General features: G+C 58.0%; 21 protein-coding genes and 2 pseudogenes. 11 read left to right on the top strand and 12 right to left on the bottom strand.

Translation table 11 applies throughout. The features are described 5' to 3' along the window. Positions 1-35 precede the first annotated feature (35 nt). Positions 36-470, top strand: coding sequence for a type II secretion system protein N (locus tag AC4ANE_RS16095; RefSeq protein WP_002553213.1), 435 nt, complete (start codon positions 36-38; stop codon positions 468-470). Positions 471-475: 5 nt separating this feature from the next. Here the strand turns inward: AC4ANE_RS16095 and AC4ANE_RS16090 are convergent, their stop codons facing one another. The 3 genes and pseudogenes from AC4ANE_RS16090 to AC4ANE_RS16080 form a co-directional block, all read right to left on the bottom strand. Beyond that, a complete protein-coding gene (locus tag AC4ANE_RS16090; protein ID WP_223216213.1) occupies positions 476-793 on the bottom strand; it encodes a type II secretion system protein GspI in 318 nt (105 codons plus the stop codon). A gap of 26 nt (positions 794-819) precedes the next feature. Next, positions 820-1,695: pseudogene (locus AC4ANE_RS16085) on the bottom strand (pectate lyase family protein); the annotation flags it as partial. Between the two features lie 336 nt (positions 1,696-2,031). After that, on the bottom strand, positions 2,032-3,336 hold the full coding sequence (locus AC4ANE_RS16080) for a sensor histidine kinase (RefSeq protein WP_002553216.1): 1,305 nt from the start codon (positions 3,334-3,336) through the stop codon (positions 2,032-2,034). 513 nt (positions 3,337-3,849) lie between these two features. On the opposite strand from AC4ANE_RS16080, the gene AC4ANE_RS16075 reads away from it, so the two are divergent. From AC4ANE_RS16075 to AC4ANE_RS16040, 8 genes are all read left to right on the top strand, one after another. Next, positions 3,850-5,457: a M10 family metallopeptidase gene (locus AC4ANE_RS16075; protein ID WP_002553217.1), complete on the top strand. Its 1,608-nt coding sequence runs from the start codon at positions 3,850-3,852 to the stop codon at positions 5,455-5,457. A 340-nt stretch (positions 5,458-5,797) separates the two neighbouring features. Next, positions 5,798-7,201, top strand: coding sequence for an amidase (locus AC4ANE_RS16070; protein ID WP_031596941.1), 1,404 nt, complete (start codon positions 5,798-5,800; stop codon positions 7,199-7,201). An 80-nt stretch (positions 7,202-7,281) separates the two neighbouring features. After that, positions 7,282-8,040, top strand: coding sequence for a DeoR/GlpR family DNA-binding transcription regulator (locus tag AC4ANE_RS16065; protein WP_002553219.1), 759 nt, complete (start codon positions 7,282-7,284; stop codon positions 8,038-8,040). Continuing rightward, complete coding sequence (locus tag AC4ANE_RS16060; protein WP_002553220.1) at positions 8,018-9,298, top strand: M20 family metallo-hydrolase; 1,281 nt, start codon at positions 8,018-8,020, stop codon at positions 9,296-9,298. Before AC4ANE_RS16065 ends, AC4ANE_RS16060 begins: the two co-directional genes overlap by 23 nt. Before the next feature lie 9 nt (positions 9,299-9,307). After that, positions 9,308-10,261, top strand: a complete 954-nt coding sequence (locus AC4ANE_RS16055) for an aminoglycoside phosphotransferase family protein (RefSeq protein ID WP_031594747.1) — start codon at positions 9,308-9,310, stop codon at positions 10,259-10,261. Continuing rightward, positions 10,258-11,193, top strand: a complete 936-nt coding sequence (locus AC4ANE_RS16050; protein WP_002553222.1) for a choline kinase family protein — start codon at positions 10,258-10,260, stop codon at positions 11,191-11,193. The genes AC4ANE_RS16055 and AC4ANE_RS16050 overlap by 4 nt, the downstream gene beginning before the upstream one ends. A 136-nt stretch (positions 11,194-11,329) precedes the next feature. After that, entirely contained in the window at positions 11,330-11,590 is a 261-nt protein-coding gene (locus tag AC4ANE_RS16045) for a hypothetical protein (RefSeq protein ID WP_002553223.1), read from the top strand. After that, positions 11,587-13,116, top strand: coding sequence for a sodium:solute symporter family protein (locus AC4ANE_RS16040; RefSeq protein ID WP_002553224.1), 1,530 nt, complete (start codon positions 11,587-11,589; stop codon positions 13,114-13,116). The genes AC4ANE_RS16045 and AC4ANE_RS16040 overlap by 4 nt, the downstream gene beginning before the upstream one ends. On the opposite strand, the pseudogene AC4ANE_RS16035 reads toward AC4ANE_RS16040, so the two are convergent. Continuing rightward, positions 13,113-13,259 (bottom strand): annotated as a pseudogene (locus AC4ANE_RS16035) (LysR family transcriptional regulator); the annotation flags it as partial. The gene AC4ANE_RS16040 and the pseudogene AC4ANE_RS16035 overlap by 4 nt on opposite strands. A gap of 15 nt (positions 13,260-13,274) precedes the next feature. Next, positions 13,275-14,111, bottom strand: a complete 837-nt coding sequence (locus AC4ANE_RS16030; protein ID WP_002553225.1) for a pirin family protein — start codon at positions 14,109-14,111, stop codon at positions 13,275-13,277. A 113-nt stretch (positions 14,112-14,224) separates the two neighbouring features. On the opposite strand from AC4ANE_RS16030, the gene AC4ANE_RS16025 reads away from it, so the two are divergent. Continuing rightward, on the top strand, positions 14,225-15,136 hold the full coding sequence (locus tag AC4ANE_RS16025; protein WP_002553226.1) for a LysR family transcriptional regulator: 912 nt from the start codon (positions 14,225-14,227) through the stop codon (positions 15,134-15,136). A gap of 31 nt (positions 15,137-15,167) precedes the next feature. Here the strand turns inward: AC4ANE_RS16025 and AC4ANE_RS16020 are convergent, their stop codons facing one another. The 7 genes from AC4ANE_RS16020 to AC4ANE_RS15990 form a co-directional block, all read right to left on the bottom strand. Beyond that, positions 15,168-15,605, bottom strand: a complete 438-nt coding sequence (locus tag AC4ANE_RS16020; RefSeq protein ID WP_002553227.1) for a helix-turn-helix domain-containing protein — start codon at positions 15,603-15,605, stop codon at positions 15,168-15,170. Positions 15,606-15,896: 291 nt separating this feature from the next. Continuing rightward, positions 15,897-16,520 (bottom strand): PqiC family protein, encoded by a 624-nt coding sequence (locus AC4ANE_RS16015; protein ID WP_002553228.1) that lies wholly within the window; start codon positions 16,518-16,520, stop codon positions 15,897-15,899. Then, entirely contained in the window at positions 16,517-18,196 is a 1,680-nt protein-coding gene (locus tag AC4ANE_RS16010) for a PqiB family protein (RefSeq protein WP_002553229.1), read from the bottom strand. The genes AC4ANE_RS16015 and AC4ANE_RS16010 overlap by 4 nt, the downstream gene beginning before the upstream one ends. Next, positions 18,189-18,803 carry a paraquat-inducible protein A gene (locus AC4ANE_RS16005; RefSeq protein ID WP_002553230.1) on the bottom strand — a complete coding sequence of 205 codons (615 nt, stop codon included), beginning with the start codon at positions 18,801-18,803 and terminating at the stop codon, positions 18,189-18,191. Before AC4ANE_RS16005 ends, AC4ANE_RS16010 begins: the two co-directional genes overlap by 8 nt. Further along, positions 18,800-19,429, bottom strand: coding sequence for a paraquat-inducible protein A (locus AC4ANE_RS16000; protein WP_005731758.1), 630 nt, complete (start codon positions 19,427-19,429; stop codon positions 18,800-18,802). Before AC4ANE_RS16000 ends, AC4ANE_RS16005 begins: the two co-directional genes overlap by 4 nt. Positions 19,430-19,705: 276 nt before the next feature. Continuing rightward, entirely contained in the window at positions 19,706-20,005 is a 300-nt protein-coding gene (locus tag AC4ANE_RS15995) for a protealysin inhibitor emfourin (protein ID WP_002553232.1), read from the bottom strand. A 21-nt stretch (positions 20,006-20,026) separates the two neighbouring features. After that, on the bottom strand, positions 20,027-21,097 hold the full coding sequence (locus AC4ANE_RS15990; RefSeq protein ID WP_002553233.1) for a M4 family metallopeptidase: 1,071 nt from the start codon (positions 21,095-21,097) through the stop codon (positions 20,027-20,029). Between the two features lie 267 nt (positions 21,098-21,364). On the opposite strand from AC4ANE_RS15990, the gene AC4ANE_RS15985 reads away from it, so the two are divergent. Continuing rightward, the gene (locus AC4ANE_RS15985) at positions 21,365-21,721 is read left to right on the top strand and encodes a hypothetical protein (RefSeq protein WP_005731759.1); all 357 of its coding nucleotides are present in this window, start codon (positions 21,365-21,367) and stop codon (positions 21,719-21,721) included. Positions 21,722-21,768 lie beyond the last annotated feature (47 nt).

The raw sequence follows: 21,768 nt of genomic DNA, 5'->3' as shown, positions 1-21,768 counted from the left end.
TAGACTGCTCCGGCAGACGAACAGGAGGTTCAGTCATGGCATTTTCGTTTCATCCATTATCAGCGCCGCGCCTGGTGCAATCGGCGGCCTTGATTGCAGCACTGGCGGGTATCGCACTCTGGTCGTCGCTGTTGCTTGCGCTCGAGCCTGTGCGCGCACCCTTGCCGGAAAGCGCGGCTCCCGCTGCCGATGTCGGCAGTCCTGCCCGACAGTGGTTCGCCAACCAGCCACTTCAGGTCCGGATCAAGGTCACCGGTGTCATGACCGGGAGCAAAGGCGCGGTGGCGATTCTCACTGTCAACGATAGACCGGCGCGCAGCTATCTGGCGGGGGAGTTGCTTGCCAAGGATGTACGTCTGGTGGCTATCGAGAGTGACGCAGTAGTGATCGAGCAGGGTACCGAGCGCACACGATTCAAGGTCGCCAGCCTGGCAGGCCTGCCGGAGTTGCCCAGCCTGCTGCGTCGTTGAAACGCTCATGGAGACTCTTTCGGCTGGCGTCGGATCGCTATAACGGTATCGAGGCGGGCCAGTGGTGGCGCTTTATTGTCCCGCTGTAATACTCGCAGACTGACCCGCATCAACATTCCGTCTGCACTGGCTTTGAGTGTCTGTTCACAGGTCAGCGAGCGCCTGCCCTGGTCGCACTTGCGGGCTGTGAAACCAGGCCTGAGCCTTGTCATCATGCGTAATTCGGCCAGTTGGTTCTGCGCCTCCAGCAGCGCAATGGCGCGGTCGCGCAACACACCGTTGTTGAAGGTCATTACCCCGCTCAAGCGCACGGCCGCCGCCATTGCCACGGCGATGATCAACAGCGCCACCCGACGCCCTGGGCATACACAAACGGGTAGACCTTATGGCTGGTACTTCCAGTGTGGTAGTTGTTGTAAAGATGAACCTGACCAAACCGCACGCGCGGCCCGCGAGAGGAAATATTCTCGAACAACGAGTTATGAATGGTCACCTTCAGTTTGCCGTCATCGGTTGTTTTACTGTCACTTGAACCGATCAGGTTATTCTTTTCATGATTCCGGAACACGGAATACGAGATGGTGACGTAGTTGGCGCCGTTCTTGACGTCCAGTGCGCCATCATGGTGTCGTTTTGGACGGCCATTGGCCGTGCCATTCTGATCATCGGTACGACGGCCGTCGGTAAACGTCACATGATCGATCCATACATTGCTGGCACCTTCGACCGTCAGCCCGTCGTACTCCGAGTTCCAGTTGCCGGCGCTGCCATCTTCCGGGTCCCAAGGGTTTTCAATGGTCAGGTTGCGAATGATGACGTCGTTTTCCTTCGCGTAGAAAAACCCTTCCCTTATCTCGGCACTGCTGGAGGTGCCGACAATCGTGGTTTTGCCGGGGATGTCCAGGCGGGCGCGCTGCTTCATATCAGAGGTTTTGGTGTACGGTTTGCCCTCGCTGACATCAATAACCCCTGTCACCTTGATGATCCGGCCGTTGCTGCCTGCCGACGCAGCCAGTGCGGCTTTCAGCTCGGCGGCGTTTTTCACCGTATAAATGTTATTCGCTGCTGCCCTCGAACCACCCTTGGTGCCCCCGTTTTGAGTAGCCCAACCGGTAGTGGCAATATCGGTGGCGGTATCGGCGTGGGCAGACAGGCTGACAGACAATAGCGATACAAGAATGCCGCCCGTCAATGCGAGCGGCGTTAAACCATGAGGCTTCAACATATAATCTATTCCTTGATTAATGTGTGTACAACGTGCAGTTATTGCAACTGCGTATCCCACAGCAAACATCCTGTTGCCAAGGCAGTAGCGCAAACAGAATGTTTGCTGTTGATTGAATATAGTCGTGAATCGGAAAGCGCCATTGTTGTGAGTGTATTTTTTGTAAAAGAGAACCCACGCTGTTTATTTTTTACAGGCATCTAACGCGCAATAAGTACATTGCTATTGTCGCCATGATGGTAATGTAATTCATGAGGTGAATGCGTCTGATGCGGCCTTGTTATTCATCTAATGAATAACAAGGCCGCGTCAGACGTCTGTGAAGTAGTGGGGCGCTTAATTCGTTGAATTGATCGGACCCAGTATTCTCAGATAGAGATGCACGGTCGTCCCGTTTTCAGGTGCTGTTTCGACGCGTGCGCCTCCGCCTGCGTTCACCGCAAACTCCTGCACCTGAACAAGGCCCAGGCCGGCACCTGGTTCGGAGCGTCTGGTGGTGAAGAAGGGTTCGAATATCTGTTCCTTGAGATCGGCGGCCATGCCTGGGCCATTATCAGCCACGCTGAGTACCAGGTAGTCGCCTTCCGGCAATCGTGGGTCTTCCTTGACTGACTCCAGTCGAGTGGCGATATGTACCTTGCCAGACCCTGACATTGCATCACGGGCGTTGGCCAAGAGGTTCAATACGGCGGCGTGCAACTGCGCTTCGGCGCACAGGACGCCCCAGCCCTGTGCGCTAAGGTCGAACGACAGTTCCAGATTGTCGCCTGCCGAGCGCAATAACAGATCACGGGCGGCATCGATCCGTTCGCTGACATCGATGCAGATCAGTTCGGGGCCGTCCTGACGAACGCTATCGAGCAAACGGGTGACCAATTGTCGACCGTGATCCACAGCTCGCAGGCCCGTGTCACTGAGCGTCTCGACATCAGCTGGGCGACGCGAGCGCATGCGGACAAGTTGCAGGCTGGCGCTCAGCGCCTGGAGCAGGTTGTTGAAGTCGTGGGCGATGCTCGCTGTGAGCATTCCCAATGACGACACCCGCTGTGACTCGCGCAGATTGCGTTCAACGGCCAGGCTTTGACTCTGTGCGCTTTCGAGTCCCAGGGCCAGTTCTGCGGCATGTTGGTCGCGTTGTTGTGTAAGCAGGCGATATTGCATCAAGGCTGCGGTCTGGCGGGCCAGTGCCAGCAGGGCCAGACGTTGTTGTTCGGTCAGAACACGCGGCCAGATATCGATTATACACACCGTGCCCAGCGCATGGCCCGTGTCGGTGCGAATCGGTGCGCCTGCATAAAACCGGATATAAGGAGGGCCCAGCACCAGCGGGCTTTCTCTGAAGCGGGGGTCGGTGGTTGCATCTTCTACGACCAGCACATCGGAAGGTTGCAGGATTGCGTGTGCGCAGAAGGCCAGATCGCGATGGGTTTCCTTGACGTCCAGGCCGATGCAGGCCTTGAACCACTGGCGTTCCCGGTCAACCAGCGAAACCAGGGCGATGGGCGCGTCGCACAGCGTGGTAGCGAGCAGCACAATGTCGTCGAAGTCCTGCTCGGGAACGCTGTCCAGTATCCTGAGATGCTCAAGAGACAGGACTCGTTCTTCTTCGTTGGCAGGAAGTGGCGCAGGGTGGTGGGTCATGGGGCGCACCGCGATCAGATGAGATAAGGTCTTATGATGCCTATGATTTATACAGGGCAGCAAGGTACACAGCGTATAAATGCACGCGATCCGGCCGGACGCGTCAGACTTCAGTTCTGTGCCTGTCGCGAACGCTGAACCGTCCAGCGCGTCGACAGCCGTTACACGATAGCTCAACTGTACCGCCTTCGTTGCCGGTCTTGATCGGGTTCTCGCGTTTTGCCGTGAATGCTCATTGGCGGCTTGGGCAATGAACCCGGTCAGTTGGAATCGTGGGTTTAAAGAAGGTTTCATGTAGCGTTATTAGTAGGAGGCGTATAATAGCTATAAAAGTACATTCGTAATAAGAAGTCTGCGGGTGTTGGCAATGCGCGTCCGGCATCCCTAAGTAGTTTGCTTGTAACTTATTGTGCCCATAGTGTGCCTGTTATGTAATAAACTGCCTGGCGATTTTTGCGTGGGCAAAGATCGTTGGTTAATCACTAACGTGTGTATTCTTCAGGAGCATTGCTGATGCCCGGCCCAAATGATTCAAGTCCTGCCGAACTTTTGCCCGAAGGGTCTCCCGACGACAGAGTCACCAGCCTGTTGTGGGGGCCGTTCTGGTTAGGCGATTCAACCGGTACTCACCTCACTTACAGCTTTCATACTGCCAACTCCGTCTATGCCACTGACTACAGTCGCTCTCAGGAGCCCAGCGATGCCTATTCACTGACCGATGCCCAGGCAGCGGCGGCAAGAAGTGCGTTGGGTGCATGGAGTGCAGTGGCAGACATCAAGTTCACCGAGGTTCAGGACACCCCGGACAATGTCGGAGACATTCGTTTTGGCGGCTTCAAGAGTCTGCAAAGTACTGAGTACGGCCAGGCTTACGCGCCAGGCACACTGGGCCGGTCCGGTGATGTCTGGATCGGGCCGAAAGTCAACGCGGCTGATCCTGCCAAAGGCACGGATGATTACCTGACGTTCATGCATGAAACGGGTCATGCATTGGGTTTGAAACATTCGTTTGAAGCCTCGCAATACAACGATGTTCTGCTCGATGCCAAGTTTGAAGATGCCCGTTACACCATCATGAGCTACACCAACAACTACAGTTTCAAACCCACCACGCCGATGTTGCTCGATGTGGCGGCCATGCAGTTCATATACGGTGCCAACACCAGCTATCACACCGGTAATGACGTCTACAAATGGGCACCCGATCAGTCGGTGTTCGAGACGATCTGGGACGCTGGTGGCAAGGATACGATCGATGCCAGCAATCAGGCTTCGTTTGTGAAGATCAACCTCAACGAGGGTGAGTTCAGCACCATCGGCAAGGCGTTCCTCGATTACAACCAGAATCCTGATGCCCCGACGCTGATGAACTCAGGGCTGGCGATTGCCTACGGTGCGCACATTGAAAACGCCATTGGCTCTGCTTTCAATGACACGCTGATCGGCAACAGCCTGGATAACGTGCTTGATGGTCGTGGCGGTCTGGACACCATGATTGGCGGTCTGGGTAACGACACCTACGTTATTGATCAGGCTGGTGAGCTCGCTTTGGTGCAAGAGAAGGCCAATGAGGGCATCGATACACTCAAGATCACCTATGACAACACATCGCCGGTTGCCACAGTGATCGACCTGAATGCCGGCCCGCTGGCCAACTTTGAAAACGTCCACCTCAAAGGTGAGGGCGAGTTCACTTTGCTGGGCAATGATCGCAACAATACCCTGATCGGTAACGATGCGAACAATGTGCTGTTCGGCGGCGCGGGCAATGACAAGCTGGTTGGCGGTCTGGGCGCAGACATCATGACCGGTGGCAGCGGCGCTGACCGTTTTGTGTTCAATGACCTGGCAGAAATGGGCAAAGGCCACGCCAGCGACGTGATTACCGACTTCAACAGCCAGCAGGGCGACAAGCTGAGCTTCCTGAAGATGGATGCCAACGTGGACACCAAAGCCCTTGATGCTTTCAGCTTCATTGGCAGCGGCGAGTTCACAGGCGCTGGCCAACTGCGTTTCGCCGACCACGTGCTGTCCGGCAACGTCAATGGTGATTTGCATGCAGACTTTGAAATCCAGCTGGTCGGTGTAACCGAGTTCCATGCTCACGATCTGGCGGTTTGATCGCTGACTTGAAATACCGGTTTCAATGACAGGACTGCGCCACGGACAGGCGCCGTTCTATCTGCTTGCCCATCGCCTCCTTCTTTCTTTCTCCTGCCTCTTCCCGCCGTTTTAACTGCGCACCGCAATTGGGCGACGCAGGGTTTTGAGCTTTTTTTGGCACCGTGACGGTGCTGTTACAAAATTTAAAACCACAAATTCAATATATCCAACAAAACCCACTTGACGCGCCAGCCCCTGCTGAATGTAATGCGCCGACAGTCGTCGGCACTGGGCATTGCGCAGAAGTATCTCACTGATGAAAGAGGTATCTACATTGATTGAGCCACAGCCATCGTCCATGCCTACCGTGATTGAAGCTGCCGCGCTTGTCCGCAAAGGCTGCATGACGCCGATACGCTTGACTGAGTTATGTCTGGCAACGATTGAAACCCACAATTCCACACTCAATGCGTTTGGTGACGTATACGCCGATGTCGCGCTCGAACAGGCCTGGACGATGACTGCCGAACTGCAGCGTGGTCAGGTAAGAGGTCCGCTGCACGGCATACCCTTTGGCATCAAGGACCTCTTTTCGACAGCGGGACTGCGCACCACGCGTGGCTCGTTGACTGCTCTGGACTCGGTGCCGGTCCAGGATGCACCGATCATTCGCCGCCTCAAGAATGCTGGTGCGATCATTCTGGGCAAGACAGCGACGACCGAATTCGGCTGGACCGGCGCGAGTACGTCACGGGTGTTCGGCAACGGGCGTAACCCCTGGGACCCGGCACTGACCAGTGGTGGCTCCAGTTCCGGCTCGGCGATTGCGGTGGCGGCGCGCATGGTGCCGGCCGCACTGGGCTCCGATGGTGGCGGCTCGGTGCGCATACCTGGCTCGTTCTGTGGTGCGTTCGCCCTCAAAGGCACTCTGGGACGCATTCCGACCTGGCCCTGGTCAGCCACCGAGATGCTCAGTCATGCCGGACCGATTACCCGAACCGTGCGTGATAGCGCGTTGCTGTTCGATATCCTGTCGGGGCCGGATCCGCTGGATCACCAGGCGCTGCCAGCCCCTGACGAGTCATTTCTGGCACGGTGTGACCAACCGTTGAGTCCGTTGCGTATCGGCTTCTGCCCGACGCTGTTTGACACACCGGTCGACGCGCAAATCGCCTCAGCAGTCGAAGCCGCCGTAGGCAACATCGCCAGGTCGCTGCCCGTCACGGTCAGCACGCTCAAACCGAACTGGCAGGACCCGCTGGCGACGTTCGAAACGCTGTGGGTTGCCGGGCGCGGTATTGCTTATGGCAAAGCGCTTGCGCAGCAACTGGACCAGCTTGACCCTGGCTTTGCCGATCTGATCAGGCGTTCTGCCCAGCACAGCCTGAGCGATTACTTGCAGGCACTTCAGCAGCGCGCTGCGTTTGCCAATCAGGTCCATGCGCTGTTTGAAGATTACGATTTGCTGATCATGCCCACGTTGCCGATTCTGCCGTTTGCTGCCGACGACGTGGCACCGGCCGGTTATGCCGGGCAGGACGGCGCTTTGCCGTGGGCGCGCTGGACGCCATTTACTTACCCTTTCAACATGACCGGCAACCCGGCGGCCAACCTGCCCTGCGGGTGGAGTTCCGGCGGGCTGCCCATTGGTCTGCAAGTGGTCGGGCCACGCTTTGCCGACGCTCAGGTGCTGCAGTTCTGTGCCGCTGTGGAAGCCATCGCGCCATGGGATCAACACTTGCCACCGATTTTGGGGCAGTAGCCATGTCCCTCTTGCTTGCGGATCAACGGCCAACGGGCCCGGACACTGGAGTTCTTACTTTGCAACGGAATGCCACCCCCATGCTCAATCAGCCGCGCCTGGACGAAATCATGCGCCTGCTCGCCCAACAGCAGCGTGTCAAGGCGTCGGACCTTGCACAATTGCTGTTCGTGTCCGAAGAGACCATTCGCCGCGACTTCAAGTATCTGGAAGAAGAGGGCCGATTAAGGAGAATTCACGGTGGCGCGATTCTGCCCAGATCCAGCGAAGAACTGCCTTTGCAGGAACGCAGCAGGCTCAAGCCCCGCGCCAAGGCAGGTATTGCTGCCCGCGCTGCGCAACTGGTCAGCGAAGGCATGGCGATCTTCCTCGACACCGGTACTTCGACGCTGGCGCTGGCCCAGCAACTGACGCGGTTCAGCCAGTTGAAGATCATCACCAATTCGCTGGACATCGCCCAGTTGATATCGCACCAAAGCGACAATCAGGTGCTGGTTGCGCCCGGCGATGTGCGGCGTACCGACAACGCCTTGATCGGGCCGCACACGCTGGAGTTCGCCCGGCAGTTTCATTACGACATCGCCTTCATGGGTATCGGCGGCATTGATCTGGACCTGGGGCTGATGGATTACCAGGAGCCGGAAGCCATGTTGCGCAGGACGCTGGTCAGGCACTGCGCGCGCAGTGTTGTGCTGGCTGATGATGGCAAGTTCGGTCATCGCACCTTTATCAATACTCTTCCGTTCGCCGCGATCACCACCCTGGTCACCAATCGCGCGTTATCCGACGAGTTTGTGACACGCCTGGAGAAAGATCATGTCGACACCCTCTATCCCTGAATTGATCGAGCCAGGTGCAGCTGATCTGGCGGCATTTGAAGCGCTGTTTCAGCAAAGCTCGGCCATTGGTGCAACACCGGCGGGTGGCTTGCACCGGCTGGCGGCATCTGCTGAAGACGGTCGGGTGCGCGACCTGTTTCGGGACTGGCTGAAAGAGCACGGCTTTGAAGTGCGTGTCGATGCGATCGGCAACCTGTTCGGCCTCATGACGTTTGATCCCCAGGCGCCTTATCTGCTGTGCGGTTCACATCTGGACAGCCAGCCGAGCGCGGGTCGTTTCGACGGTGTGTACGGCGTGCTTGCCGGTGCCGTCGCGGTGTCCAGTCTGGCGCGGCAACTGCGTGAACGCGGTGAAATACCTGCCTGCAATCTGGCCGTCGTCAACTGGACCAACGAGGAGGGCGCCCGCTTTCAGCCGAGCCTGATCGGCAGCGGTGTATTTACCGGGGCACTGGCCCTGGAAAATGCCTGGGAAAGCCGCGATGGCGATGGCATCCGTTTGAAGGATGCGCTGCAAGCCATAGGTTATCTGGGTAATGATCAGGTTGATTTGAACATTGCCGGATACGTCGAAATTCATGTCGAACAAGGCACTGGCCTGGAAAGCAGCCAGACGGCAATCGGCGTGGTCCGGGAAACCTGGGCCGCGTTGAAACGGCGGGTGCGTTTCGATGGCGAGCAGAATCATACCGGCCCTACGCCCATGGCCGCCCGCCGTGACGCATTGCTGGCCGCCGCACACACCATCACGGCGGTGCGCGACGAAGCCGGGCAACATGGCTTGCAGATGCACAGCTCGGTAGGACGTATCGAGGTGTACCCCAATTCACCCAATGTCGTGCCTTCCCGGGTCTCCCTGCTGATCGAGTACCGCTCCCGCGATGTCGGTCTGCTGAGCGCGGCAGGTGAACGCCTGGACGCAACGTTGCACACTATCGCCGACAGGACCATGACCGGGTTTGAGGTGGAAAGCAGCGTACTGCGCCCGCCCGCCAGGCTGCATGAAGGGTTTGCGGAACTGGCGCACGCAGTAGGCGGCGAGCTGGGCCTGTCGACCGCCGACAGCATGACGGTCGCCGGTCATGACGCGATCAGCATGAACCGCCATTACCCGGTGTGCCTGCTGTTCATCCCCAGCAGCAATGGCGTTTCCCATAACGAGGCCGAATACACCAACGATCAGGACATGCGCAACGGTTTGCGCATGCTGACCGGGCTGTTGTATCGGGCTTGCACCTCATCCGCTTCGTTTAGTTGAGGACTGACCATGTCATATGCTGACGACCTGACCACACGCCTGCTCGGCGCATTGGCAAACTGCGGGCTGGATGCGAACGCGCACACCGAGGTCGTTACGCAGGGCGTGGCATCGCCCTCCAGGCTGTCGACCGAATGGACGGGTTTTCGAGTGGCCGGTGCACAGGGCGCTGTTTACGCCAAGGTGCTGCATACCGATATGGCGCAACTGATTGATTTCGAAAAGGCAGCGCAGGCCAGTGAATGCGCAGGCCGTAGCGGCGCGGCACCGCGCTTGCTTGGCGCAGACACGGCCTGCGGTGTGCTGATTTTCGAGGATCTGGGTCTGGACTGGCGTGCTGCCCGGCTCGATGACCTGCTCGCGCCGGGCCACCTTCAGGCGCTGTGGGCGCTGAAGCGGCTGGTGCATGTCGGGCCTGTGCCTGATGTTGTGCGCTCGCCGATGATGGATATCGAGCGCCTTCGCACACTCTGCGAACGTGACAACGTTGCACTGCCCGCAGAACACCAATGGATTGACCGCTGTGTTGACATGGTCTGGCAGGCATTGCAGACCCGCTCTGTGCAGGCGGTGCCGCTGCACGGCGACGGCGTTGCCAGCAATGTGATGGTGTCAAGCGAAGGCCGGTTGCGCCTGGTGGATTTCGACTACGGCGGCTGCATGGACCCTTGGTACGACGTTGCGATTACCCTCAACGAGCTTTATTCGTTTGAAAGCCAGTGGCGCGAAGGGATCAGCGCATGGGCGGGGCAGTGTCTGGAAGTCGACTATGCCGTCTGCCGCTTGTATGCGCTGATCAACGACTGGTACTGGACATTGTGGGGGCTTTGGGCAGGTGCGACGTCCGTGCGGCCACTGGAGTTTTCCAAGGTCGGTCAATGGACGCTGCTGCGTTGCCGGCAGTGTGTTCAGGACCCGCGCCTGGAAGGCTGGATGCGTCAGGTTCAGGAGGGTAGAGCATGAAAACGTTAGGGCAGTCTGTCAGTACCCAGGAACGACAACTGGAAGCTGCGGTGCGCAGTATCGACAGTTGGCAGGGGCGGCGCGTCGGCTACGAGCCGGTCAGCGGCGGTATCTCCAACACTAATTGGCGGGTCGAGGTCGAGGGGGCCGACACGGCGTACTTCTTCAAGGTGCCGGGCGCCGGCACAGAAATGTTCATTGACCGCCACACGGCCCACGAGGCCAGTGTGAAAGCGGCGCAAACCGGCTACGGTGCGCCGGTGTTTGCGTTTCTTGAAGCGTTCGGTGTCGAAGTGTTCGAGTTCATGGAGGGCTGGCGGGCATCCTCCAATCATGACTTCCTGCAGCGCGACATACGCCACGGCGCTCTGCACGGGCTCAAGGCGTTCAACGATCAGCCGTTGCTGAAACAGACCAAGACCGTGTTCGACATGATTGCCGAGCACCAGAGCCAGGTGGCCGAGCTCAAGGGCATCAAGCCTCAGGATGACGACTGGTTGTGCCTGCAATATCAGCGCGCAAAAGCTGCCCTGCAAGCTTCCGGAATTGATCTGGCACCGTGCATGAATGACACGCTGGCAGGCAACTTCATGCTCAACGCGGAGCGTCAGATTCGTCTGGTGGATTTCGAGTACGCCTCCAATAACGATCGCCATTACGAACTGGCGCTGTGGTTCGGCGAGATGTTTTTCAGTGACGAGATGGAGCTGGCGCTGATCGAGGACTACTTCGGTCAGGTCAGCGCGCAAACCGTAGCGCGGATCAAGCTGAACAAGGCGTTGGCAGATATCAAATGGTCAACCTGGGCAATGGTCCAGCACGCCGTGTCGCAACTGGACTTCGACTTCTACAAGTACGGCACCTGGAAGCACATGCGCGCGCGCAGCATCATCAATGATTCGCAATGGGAAACCTGGTTGCGGCAAGCATGACCCGTCCTCTCCAGGCATACCTGTAACAAGCACTCCAATAATAAAAAAGTAGCGGGTGACCGCGTGTTCCTTTTCCTGCTTGAGTTTTATCCGATCACTTATCCATAGCCAGATCCTGAAATTCAAGGAGCACTCCATGAGTAACGTTCCGTCTTCTGAAAATCCCGGCCGCCTGAAAAATCTGGTGTTTGGCCTGTACTTCTTCGCGCTGTTGACGATGGCGCTGTTTCCACCGTTCTACCTCAAGGTCAGTGGAAGCACCGCGCTGGTGATCGGTGTACCACTGCCGATCTTCTACTGGATTCTGATCGCCGTGCTCATGGGGCTGGGCCTGTGGATGCTGTACGTGGTCGAGTCTCTGCTGGGTGAAATTCCACAAGAGGGGGACGGACAATGATCAGCACGACTACGGTTTCGGACCTTTACATCACTTTCGGCCTGATCGGCGTATTCCTGGCGGGCATGATTGCCGTGTTGTACGCGACCAATCGCAAGAGCGAGAGCTTTTCCGACTACGCGGTGGGCGGTCGTTCCTACGGCCCCTGGTTCATCGCCATGTGCTACACCAACTCGTGGTGGCCGGGTGCAACCTTTACCGCGTTCTTTGCACTGTCTGTCGGTGGCGCGCTGGGCTTTTACGGCATGGTCTACGCCACGCTCGGCGTGACCGCCATGTACCTGATGGCCAATCGTGCCTGGACCTGGGGCAAGCGTTTCAACCTGACCACCCAGCCGGATTTACTGGGCATGCGCTTCAATAGCCCGGTGGTCAAACGCATTGCCTCGATCATTGGCATCATCTCGGTATTTCCCTGGGTGGTGATGGGAATTCAGGCCCTCGCGACTCTTTTTCAGTTCGCCAGTTTCGGCCGTTGGGGCGTGACGACTTGCCTGCTGGTCGGGGTGGTGGTGATCCTGATCCGACAGTACTGGACGGTGAGCATGGGCATGCGCGGCCTGATCATGACCGACATGTATCAGGGGCTGATTGCCTACGTGCTGTGTGCCGCGCTGTGCATTTTCCTGCTGTTCGGTGCTCAGGCGTCGTTCGCCAACCTGTCGCAACTGCCCGCCAGCATGCTGGTGATCCCCGGCGGCGCAGGCAGCACTTACGGCCCGATGTACATGTTCAGCCTGATCTTTACCGGGGTGATCGGCTCAATGTGCTGGCCCATGAGCTTTCAGCGTATCTATACCGCCAGCGGTGTGCGTTCGGTGAAGAAGGGCACACTCCTGACCATCATGCTGGTGGGTGGCTTCTACGGCATTCTGATGCTGTTCGCCGCGGCAATCAGTCAGGACCCCAACGTGGCCGCGCATCCGCAGCATGGCTGGTTCCTGTCACTGTTCGATATCGGCGGGCCGTGGTTGCTGGGGCTGGCAATCATGATTGTCCTGGCGGCCAGCATCGGCCATGTCGACGGCTGCGTTCAGGTGTGCGGTACACAGTTTGCCAACGATCTGGCGACCTGGAGCAAGCCGCGCAGTGATCGCGAGAAGACTGTTCTCGCCAAGGTGGGCATGGTGGTTTTCATCGCGGCGGCGTCGCTGTTGGCGTACCTGACCTTCGATTACGCGCGCCTGCAACTGCTGGCACAGATTTCCTATCAGGGCATCATCCAGCTGGCCGTGCCGCTGTTCTTCGGCGTCTTCAGCCGTCGTGGCAACAAGCAAGGCGCGATTGCCGGCATGCTGGTCGGTATTGTGATCGCGATTGTGCTGACCACAATTTACCCCGACGACATTCCGGCACTGGGTTCGTTGACCAGCGGCATCATCGGCCTGATCTTCAATGCGGGCATTTTTGTCGCGTGCGCCATTGCGATCAAGCCAAGTGCGGAGGAGGTCAGACGCGTTGATGAGTTGTTCGCCATGGCAGCACCGGCGCGCCATGGCGTGCGCCCGATTGCTGCTATGGGCTAGTCGATAAAAGCCCTGAGCGGCGAGGGCAGGTAGCGGCGTTCTGGATAGTACAGATACGGCCAGGTGAGGCGCTGCCACCTGGGCTCAAGTATCGGTTCCAGTGCGCCGCTGTCCAGATGAGTACGTAGCCGGTTTTTGAACAGGAGGCGGCTGCTCAATCAGAGCCTGCCTTGCTCGCGCAGCACTGCGCCGATTCGCTCTATTTCCAGTTCGCCCTGATTAAGCGCGGCCTTACTGGTGTGCACCGAATAGTAGCCGGTGACCAGATCATGCGGATGCTTGACTGCCGACCCCAGCACGAAATGGGTATCGCCTTTTGCGACGAAGTCGATAGGGCGATCCGATTCCTCGAAAATAGCCAGTTCGCCAGCGCTGATCGGGCCGCCTGCGTCGAGGTGTCCGGCGTTGATCGCCAGCCAGGCGACGCTATGACCTGCGGGCGGCGTGTAGCGCCAGTGCTCGCCGTCTTTCAGTTTTACGGCCAGATAATTCATGCCCTGTGGTGCAGGTATGCTGCTTTGTGCTGCACCGTAACGCCCCAGCAGCACCTGTGCCGGGCCTTGCCGCGCAACCTGCGACGCCGCCAGATAAACGCTGTGTGCAGGGCCATTCTCTTGCGCTGCGGGCAGGGCTATCCATAGCTGAAAGCCTGTAATCGGCGCATCGCTTACCGGCTGGGCGTCATGCCATACGCCATTGCCCGCGCTCATCCATTCCACACCACCGTTGGGCAATATGCCTGATTTACCGGTGGTGTCTTCGTAGGCCATTTCGCCTTCGATCATATAGGTCAGCGTTGCAATTCCTGAGTGTGGATGCATGCCGAAGCCTTTTTTTCCCGGCTCGGGTTTGAAGCCGAATTGATCAAGAAATACGAAAGGCTTCAATAACTGACCCAGATCGCCAGGGCTCATCAGGCGAGTGATAGGCCCTCGGCTTTTGCCGCTGGTGCGATGGGTGATGGCGCGTGGCTGAATGCTGACGATAGTGTTCATAGCGTTGTCCTCTAGGCCTTGATGCCTGAGCACAAAGAATAAGCCTCTGTGGATTACTTGATTAGTCGGTATAGTTGGTTTGGACTCATCCATAAATGGAAGGAATAAACCCCGTGGCGCTTGACCTCAACGATGTCGCCCTGTTTGTGCAGGTCGTGCGCAGCGGCAGCTTTGCGCAGGCGGCAAGGCATCTGGGCATGCCTTCCAATACGGTCAGCCGCAGGGTTCAGCAATTGGAAATACAGCTGGGCACTCGATTGTTGCATCGGTCGACACGCAAGCTGGTCCTCACCCAGGCAGGTGAAGACTTCCACGAACGCTGTGTGGGCGCTGTCGATGGTTTGATGGATGCCGCAGAGCAACTTGTTTCACATCGAGAAGAACCTGGCGGTCGGCTGCGCATCGCCGCAATGGCGGATTTCTTCGATTTCTTTTCGATGGAGTGGGTGGCTGATTTTCTTGCCGAATATCCTCTGGTTCAGCTGGAGTTCGTGCTCAGCGATGAGCGCGCCGACCTGATCGCTGACCGGCTGGACATCGCGTTTCGCGGCGGCCCTTTGCAGGATTCGGGCTACGTAGGGCGTCAATTGATCGAAGAGGGGCATGACACTATGGTCGCCAGCCCGGCGTATATCGCCGCTCACGGCTTGCCGGACTCGCTGCAGAGCCTGCACGGGCATTACTGCGTCAGCACGGCGCATCCCGGCGGGAGCACTGTCTGGCGGTTGCTCGGGCCGGACGCGAAGATGCATGAGGTGCAGATGGCCAGCCGATTCAATGCCAACACCGCGCAGGCATTGCGTAAAGCGACCCTGGCAGGGCTTGGTATTGCGCTATTGCCCGCGACGCTCATCCGCTCGGATTTGCGCGATGGCAGACTGGTGCCGGTACTGACGCAGTACCAGCGCACCAGTCATGGTCTGCATGTGCTTTATCCCAGTCGGCAACATCTCCCGCCTGCGGTGTCGGCATTCATAGCGCTGGTCATGGAAAAACTCAGGGACAAGGCGTTTGCGGCGCAATGAGCCGCCTTGGCGGCACACTACATGCTCTGCGTCACTTCAACTTCGAGGTCATGTAGATCAGCCGAACGGTCGCAACCGTAATGGCTTCTGCGTCGTTCTTGATGTTTTCCAGCTGGTCGCTGTCGACGTTGCTTTCGCCTGCATTTGATTCAATCAAGCGGGTCACGTGGTACAGGTTCTGAGTCACGTCGTGCAGGTTGCCGTGCAGGCGAGCAACAACGCGGTTGAGAGGAGCGCAGGCCTGGCTATTCGAAATCGTGACGGCGGGTGAGCTGAGACCGGTCACCACGTAGGCCACATCCACGCCCGCATTCGAGACGCTGGAAAGGTAGTCTGCCCGAGGCGAGCGAACACCGTTTTCGTAGTTGCCCTGAGCGTTGGTTTCCACGCCACCTATCGCGCCCAGTGCGCTTTGCGAAAGTTTGAGGCGCAGACGTTCCTTTTTCAGCCGTGCTCCGATCCCTGTCATCCGTTTGTCCTCGATAGACTGTCCGCTGCAAGCCAAAGGCTTGTTGCCACACATCAGGGTTAACAAGCGTTACTGGCACTGATCGATAAGGCACTCCAACAGACCCGGAAAACTGAGCATTCGGGCCGATCAGGTACTAACGTGCCAGACAGGCGGTAGAGTGTACGTAGGAATTAAACAGGGTGATACATTTTTGTACGGACTTGAACGCTTTTAAACGGCGGTTTTGCAAGGCTTTCTGCAGCCATGTTGCCTGAAACCGGGAGGTCTTTAATGGACCTCCCGATAGGCTTACAGGCAGTGAGAGGCGGGTTGTGCGGTCCAGCTGGCGGCAGTTGCGGCGATCTTGTCAGCTAACCGGGACACGGCCTTCTGATGGGCGATGATGAGATTTTCCATGCCTTCCCCGGCCTGTTCGCGAATCACGCTGCTGCACGTCAGACTCTGCCGCTTGCTGCCGGCGGTGGCGCCTGCATCGCGAAGCCCGAGCGTCCAGACCACATCGATCAACGCATAATTGCCAGGCATCGACTCGAAGCGGCGTACATCTGTACGGACCGAAAGCACCGGTTGATCGCTGTTTTTCGGCAGACCGGCCATGTCGCGGCTGCCGAAATGACGTTCAAGTTGCGGCGTCAGCGCATCGTGAAACTCGTCGCCCAGTGGCGAGCCCCAGCGTTCGGTGTCCAGAATCGCAAGGCTGCCGTTGCCCTGGCGAACCACCAGTGGCGGCTGGTCAACCTGAACCGGCATCAAGACCGGCAGCATCTCGAACTGAAACGGCATGGGTCTGGCCGCTACGCTGCTGGCCGCGCCCATGGGCGCAATCAGGGTGTAATAGTGGGTCTGCGTCGATGTGCAGGCACCCAGGCCCAGGGCTGCGGCAAGTAACGCCAGTTTCAGGCGCAAGGTCATTGTTTTGGCTCCAGATCAATGGCTCGGGATGAGGACGGGGCGTTGAACGAGCGTGGGGCTGCATCGCCCGTGCGACCGCGAATCAGCGATTCTGGATGGCGGCTGAGGAAGTCAGTCAGCACCCGTACCGAACGAGCGGTGCGCTGCACTTCATCCAGCGCCTGGCCCAATTGTTGACGCGCAGGCGAATCTTCAGCGAATGAATCGTTGGCGGTGCCCAGCGTTTTTTCAGCCTGTTGCAAGGTGCCACGCATCTGCGGCAGCACACTGCTGTTCACCTGTTTGAGGGTTTTCTGCAGCTCGCTCAGGCTGCCATTCAGATTCTTCGCCAGCTCGTCGATCGGCAGTTTGCTGAGCTTCTCGACGAACGCCTGCAATTGCTCCTGCAACTTGTCGAAGCTGCCCGGTACGGTCGGGATTTCCAGCGGACGGGCCTTGGCATTGAATGCCACTTTCGGTGCCTTGGGATCGAATTCCATGGCGATGTACAACTGGCCGGTCAACAGGTTGCCGTTGCGCACTTGAGCGCGAAGGCCGTTGGCGACAAACGCTCCCAGCACTCTGGCGGATTGTTCCTCTTCATCGCCCTTGCCGCCGAGTTCCTGCAGTTTCGACTCGGCCGCACCCAGGCGCTTGGGATAAATCACTGCACCCACGATACCTGGGAAGGTCTTGGTCGCCGGGTCGTAATCCAGATCGACCGACACCACCTTGCCGATATTGACGCCCAGAAAGTCTACCGCTGCGTTGACCGTCAACCCGCGAAGCGACTGATTGAAGCGCATGCGGATATAGCGCGGTTCGCCGTCGGGCGGAGCCAGCGCGGTGGCCTGATCATCGAATATCTTGAATTCGGCGTTCTCGTCGGCGAGTTTCGAGTCCGGGCTCCAGTTGGGCTCGCGGAAGGCAATGCCGCCGGAGATGATCGAGGTCAGCGACTGGGTATTGACCTTCACCCCTGACGCGCCAACCGTGATGTCGACCCCGCTGGCATTCCAGAAACGGGTGTCGGTGGTGATGTACTGATCATTTGGTGCGTTGATGAAGATCTGAATATCGACCCCGCGACCATCCTTGGACAACTCGTAGCCAACCACCTGACCGACCTGAATGCGTCGATAGTAGATCGGTGAGCCAATGTCCAGAGAGCCGAGGTCGTCGGTATGCAGTTTGAAGCGCTTGCCTTTTTCACCAAAAGTGACCGGTGGCGGTGTTTCCAGACCGGTAAAGCTGGTTTTAGTCTCTTCGGAGCTGCCCGCGTCGGCGCCAATGAAGGCGCCTGACAGCAACGTGTCGACGCCCGATACGCCGTGCGCGCCGATGCGCGGTCGCACCACCCAGAACTGGCTGTCGATTCTCGTGAACGGCGCGGCGCTGGTGTTCAGGTCGATGCTGGCCAGTACATGGGTACGGTCTTCACTAAGGGTGATATCGGTAACCATGCCGATGATCACGTTTTTGTATTTGACCTGGGTCTTGTTGGCCTCAAGGCCTTCTGCGGTCAGGAAGCTCACGGTTATTTTCGGGCCGATGTTCATCCAGTCATGCAAAGCCATGGATACGCCAATGATCGCTGCAACGATCGGCACCAGCCAGATCAGCGAGACGCGCAGGCGACGACGTTTGACTTCAGGGCGTGGCACTGAAGCAGACGGGGGGAGGGTATTGTCAGACATCTTCAACCTCTGCGTCCCAGATAAGCCGGGGATCGAAACTCATGGCGGCGAACATCGTCATCACCACTACCAAGCCAAAAAACAGAATACCGATCCGCGGCTCGATGGTGCTGAGCTCGCGAAACTGAACCAGAGACGCCACAAGGGCCACAACCAGCACATCGAGCATCGACCAGTAGCCGATCAGCTCGATGAAACGGTAAAGACGTGCGCGCTCGCGCATCGCCCAGGTGCTGCGGCGCTGACACGTGATCAGCTGCATGCCCAGCACCAGAAATTTGATACAGGGCACCAGAACACTGGCGACAAAGATCAGGATGGCAATGTCCCAGGAGCCGCTTTCAAAAAACTCCAGTACGCCGCTCATGATGGTGCTTTCACTGCGGTTGCCCAGAAGGTTGGTGTACATCACCGGCAGCACATTGGCCGGGATATAGAAGATCAGTGCGGCAATCAGATAAGCCCAGGTGCGGCTGATACTGTTGGGCTTGCGTCTGTGTACCGGTGAGTCGCAGCGCGGGCAGCGCGTAGCGCCCTCCTGGCAGGCGTAACCGCAGGTATGGCACAGGCAGAGCTTGTGTTCATGGGCGAAGGGAATGCCGTTCATTGCGGCGGCACTCCCAGTTCATCCCACAACCTGCGGATGTCCTTGTTGGCGATCAGCAGAATCAGCACCATCAGCATGGCCATGGCCCACAGCCCGACGCCGGGATGCACGTCGAGCATTCCTGACAGCTTGATGATCGCCACCAGAATACCGAGCATGCACACTTCGAGCATGCTCCACGGCCGCAGGTGTTCCAGGGCGCGCATGCAGGCCCTGAAGCCGGGCGCGATGATGCCTTTGTGCGCATGTACTAACACCCAGAACAGCAAGGCGATCTGCAAAAGCGGCGCAAAGATAATCGAAAGGCCGGCGACCAGCGCAATGATCGTGATTCGCCCTTGGGCAAGGGCTTCAACCGATTGCCAGAGCGTGACCTCGTTGGTCAGGCCCTTCATGCTGATGCTGATCACGGGAAACAGGTTGGCGAATACAAAAAGCATGGCCGCAGCGACGGTCAGTGCCAGTAACTGCTCAATGGTCATTCGGTGGCCGCGCCCGAGCAGTGCCTCGCAACGCAGGCAGAACGCTGCTTCACCGGGCTTCAGCGGTTGCGCTTCGTACAGCGAGTCGCAATGCTCGCAAATGATCAGGCCAGGAGAGTGTTCAGTAGGATGCACAGTGCTCATCGACGCCATTGCTGCAGAGGTAAGGGGTGAGAACGCGAAGCACGAAAAGATACCTCGTTAATGGCAGTGTGAAGCGTTTTTTTTTTGTACAGTCCATGCCAACGTATTGGTACACGTCATTGACCGCGATAGCGGTGGGTGGTTCACATGTCATAGCGCCATTATTCCATGCGGGAGCACATGCAGGAATAAGGGTGGAGAATATGTCGGCAACCGATGCCTTTTACACTCATCTGCAAGGCATCGGTCGCCGTATTGTTTTCAAACAGGCCTGTCCTAGAGCTTGCCGGGCTTTACGCGTTGCTTGAGGAACCCTAGCAGCTGGCGGGCGGACGCTGGCACGTTGTGTTCGTCAAACGTGAGGCAGATTTCTCTGGCCTCATCCTCAATAGTGATTTCGTACTGATTCAGATCCCGCGCCTGATCATTGAACGCGCTGCTGGACTGATTCAGGCCGCTGTCACTGACCAGCCGCTGCAGTTGCTCGGCTTCCGGCTGCTCAAGGGTGGACGTATCGACTTCACAGCGTTTGACGGCGCCCGCAAAGCCGCCGGATTGCACTAGACAGACTTTCATTTCAAGCACCTTTGTGTTCGGCTAAACCTTGACCCCGACTTCCTTCCAGGCCGCTTGTACGGCTTTTTTGGCTTTAGGGCCGAAGCGTGAATCCGAGGCGATTTTTATGCTGGCTCTGGCGCAGTCGACAAACTGACTGTCAGAGGCCAGCTCCAGCATCGTTTCATACCAGATTCTGCCCGCTACTTCCCAGGCATTTCCGCCCAACGCCTTGGCGACCAGCACGAACGCCCGATTGGGGATGCCCGAATTGATGTGAACGCCGCCGCGGTCCTTGGCACCAGTGTACAGATCGGCCATCGTTGTCGGTTGCGGATCATCGCCCAGGTCCGGATCGTTGGAATAGGCGGTGCCCGGTTTTTCCATGTCGCGAATACCCCGTCGTGTAGGAGCGGGCACTAGCAATTCCTTGCCGACTACCCAGTCCGACTCGGCGGCGCTGGTGCCCTGTTTCCATTGACGCACCAGCATGCCGAAGACATCGGCGAAATGCTCGTTGAGGGCTCCGGACTGTCCGCGGTAATCCAGGTTCGAGGTGAAACTCTGCACCCCGTGGGTCAGTTCATGGGCGATTACTTCCAGGCTGCCGGTGAAGCGCTTGAAGACCAGATCATCACCGTCGCCATACGCCATCTGGCTGCCATTCCAGTAGGCGTTGCTCAGCGGTACGTGGTCGCCATTGAAGTCCACCTCGGCGACGTGCACCGTAGACACCAGCGACATGCCACTGTCGTCCAGCGAATTGCGCTCGAACAGTTCCGCGTAGAAATCGTAGACATCGCCGGAACCGTCGTATGCTTCATCGGTTGCCTTGTCACCAGTCGGGGCCTGGCCTTCCTTGCGAGCCACAGCGCCGGGAAGATCGTCGGTTCCCTTGGCATCGTGAATCACGCAGTGCTTTCGACCGTCAGGCGATTTGATCGCGTGCATGGAGGGCATGGTTCGGGCTGAAAGTCGTGATGCCAGGAACGCCGAGCTGCTCGTCAGGTTGGCAATGGCCCGGGCGCTTACCAGAGTCTTTGGGGACTGCGCCATACGCTCGAGCATATAAGGCGGAATGAAGCAATGCAGGGGGTTACGGTCGTCGCACATGATGAACTCCTGTTCTAATGCACCAACGGCGGCAAGCCATCGGTCAACATGGTCGCAGGCGTTTGACACTTCATGTTGCGTTTATATGCAAAGAAATATCTGATCACATGACCAGTGATCGCAAAAAATATAACTGATTGTTGCGAGAACAGCGCATGGCCAGTGCCCAAAGCCCTTTGGCCGGGCATGCGACACCTCGACACAGTCCATCAACGGGCATTGCGAGAATGTTAGACTCGCGCCACTTCAGACGAGGAGCAGACCTACGTGCGCAAGACGGTAATGATGATAGTGGTACTGGCTCTGGCCGGATGCGATGCAGGCAACTCGAGTGCGCCCGCCAGGGAAAAAGCCCAGGATGCGGCGGTTACTGCTCCGGTCTCCACGCCACAGTGGTTCATCCAGATGAATTCGCGCGAAGCGGTGAGCGATACCAGTGCCTGGCTGCTGGAACGCAGTTATGCCCCAGTCATCGTGGACATCGACGGTAAGCAGCAATTGTTGATCGGACCTTATGAAAGCCAGGCCCAGGCTGAGGAACAGCGCGTGTTGTTGCAGGCCAAAGTGAGCAAATCCCACCGGTTTGCCGAGCCGTCGGTGGTACAGCACGCCCGCTTAAGGTAATTCATCAGACCTACACCATCGTTACAACAGCATCAAGCATTGCGGGC

Source organism: Pseudomonas sp. Pme6b (assembly GCF_058129925.1).
This window is presented reverse-complemented; position numbering and strand designations above follow the sequence as displayed.

Bases quoted from the DNA above. Each gene is read 5' to 3' on its own strand.
- AC4ANE_RS16050 (WP_002553222.1), top strand. From the start codon at position 10,258: ATGAAAACGTTAGGGCAGTCTGTCAGTACCCAGGAACGACAACTGGAA.
- AC4ANE_RS16065 (WP_002553219.1), top strand. From the start codon at position 7,282: ATGCTCAATCAGCCGCGCCTGGACGAAATCATGCGCCTGCTCGCCCAA.
- AC4ANE_RS16040 (WP_002553224.1), top strand. From the start codon at position 11,587: ATGATCAGCACGACTACGGTTTCGGACCTTTACATCACTTTCGGCCTG.
- AC4ANE_RS16070 (WP_031596941.1), top strand. From the start codon at position 5,798: ATGCCTACCGTGATTGAAGCTGCCGCGCTTGTCCGCAAAGGCTGCATG.
- AC4ANE_RS16010 (WP_002553229.1), bottom strand. From the start codon at position 18,196: ATGTCTGACAATACCCTCCCCCCGTCTGCTTCAGTGCCACGCCCTGAA.
- AC4ANE_RS16080 (WP_002553216.1), bottom strand. From the start codon at position 3,336: ATGACCCACCACCCTGCGCCACTTCCTGCCAACGAAGAAGAACGAGTC.
- AC4ANE_RS16000 (WP_005731758.1), bottom strand. From the start codon at position 19,429: ATGAGCACTGTGCATCCTACTGAACACTCTCCTGGCCTGATCATTTGC.
- AC4ANE_RS16005 (WP_002553230.1), bottom strand. From the start codon at position 18,803: ATGAACGGCATTCCCTTCGCCCATGAACACAAGCTCTGCCTGTGCCAT.
- AC4ANE_RS15995 (WP_002553232.1), bottom strand. From the start codon at position 20,005: ATGAAAGTCTGTCTAGTGCAATCCGGCGGCTTTGCGGGCGCCGTCAAA.
- AC4ANE_RS16030 (WP_002553225.1), bottom strand. From the start codon at position 14,111: ATGAACACTATCGTCAGCATTCAGCCACGCGCCATCACCCATCGCACC.
- AC4ANE_RS16015 (WP_002553228.1), bottom strand. From the start codon at position 16,520: ATGACCTTGCGCCTGAAACTGGCGTTACTTGCCGCAGCCCTGGGCCTG.
- AC4ANE_RS16020 (WP_002553227.1), bottom strand. From the start codon at position 15,605: ATGACAGGGATCGGAGCACGGCTGAAAAAGGAACGTCTGCGCCTCAAA.
- AC4ANE_RS15990 (WP_002553233.1), bottom strand. From the start codon at position 21,097: ATGTGCGACGACCGTAACCCCCTGCATTGCTTCATTCCGCCTTATATG.
- AC4ANE_RS16075 (WP_002553217.1), top strand. From the start codon at position 3,850: ATGCCCGGCCCAAATGATTCAAGTCCTGCCGAACTTTTGCCCGAAGGG.
- AC4ANE_RS16090 (WP_223216213.1), bottom strand. From the start codon at position 793: ATGGCGGCGGCCGTGCGCTTGAGCGGGGTAATGACCTTCAACAACGGT.
- AC4ANE_RS16095 (WP_002553213.1), top strand. From the start codon at position 36: ATGGCATTTTCGTTTCATCCATTATCAGCGCCGCGCCTGGTGCAATCG.
- AC4ANE_RS16060 (WP_002553220.1), top strand. From the start codon at position 8,018: ATGTCGACACCCTCTATCCCTGAATTGATCGAGCCAGGTGCAGCTGAT.
- AC4ANE_RS16045 (WP_002553223.1), top strand. From the start codon at position 11,330: ATGAGTAACGTTCCGTCTTCTGAAAATCCCGGCCGCCTGAAAAATCTG.
- AC4ANE_RS16055 (WP_031594747.1), top strand. From the start codon at position 9,308: ATGTCATATGCTGACGACCTGACCACACGCCTGCTCGGCGCATTGGCA.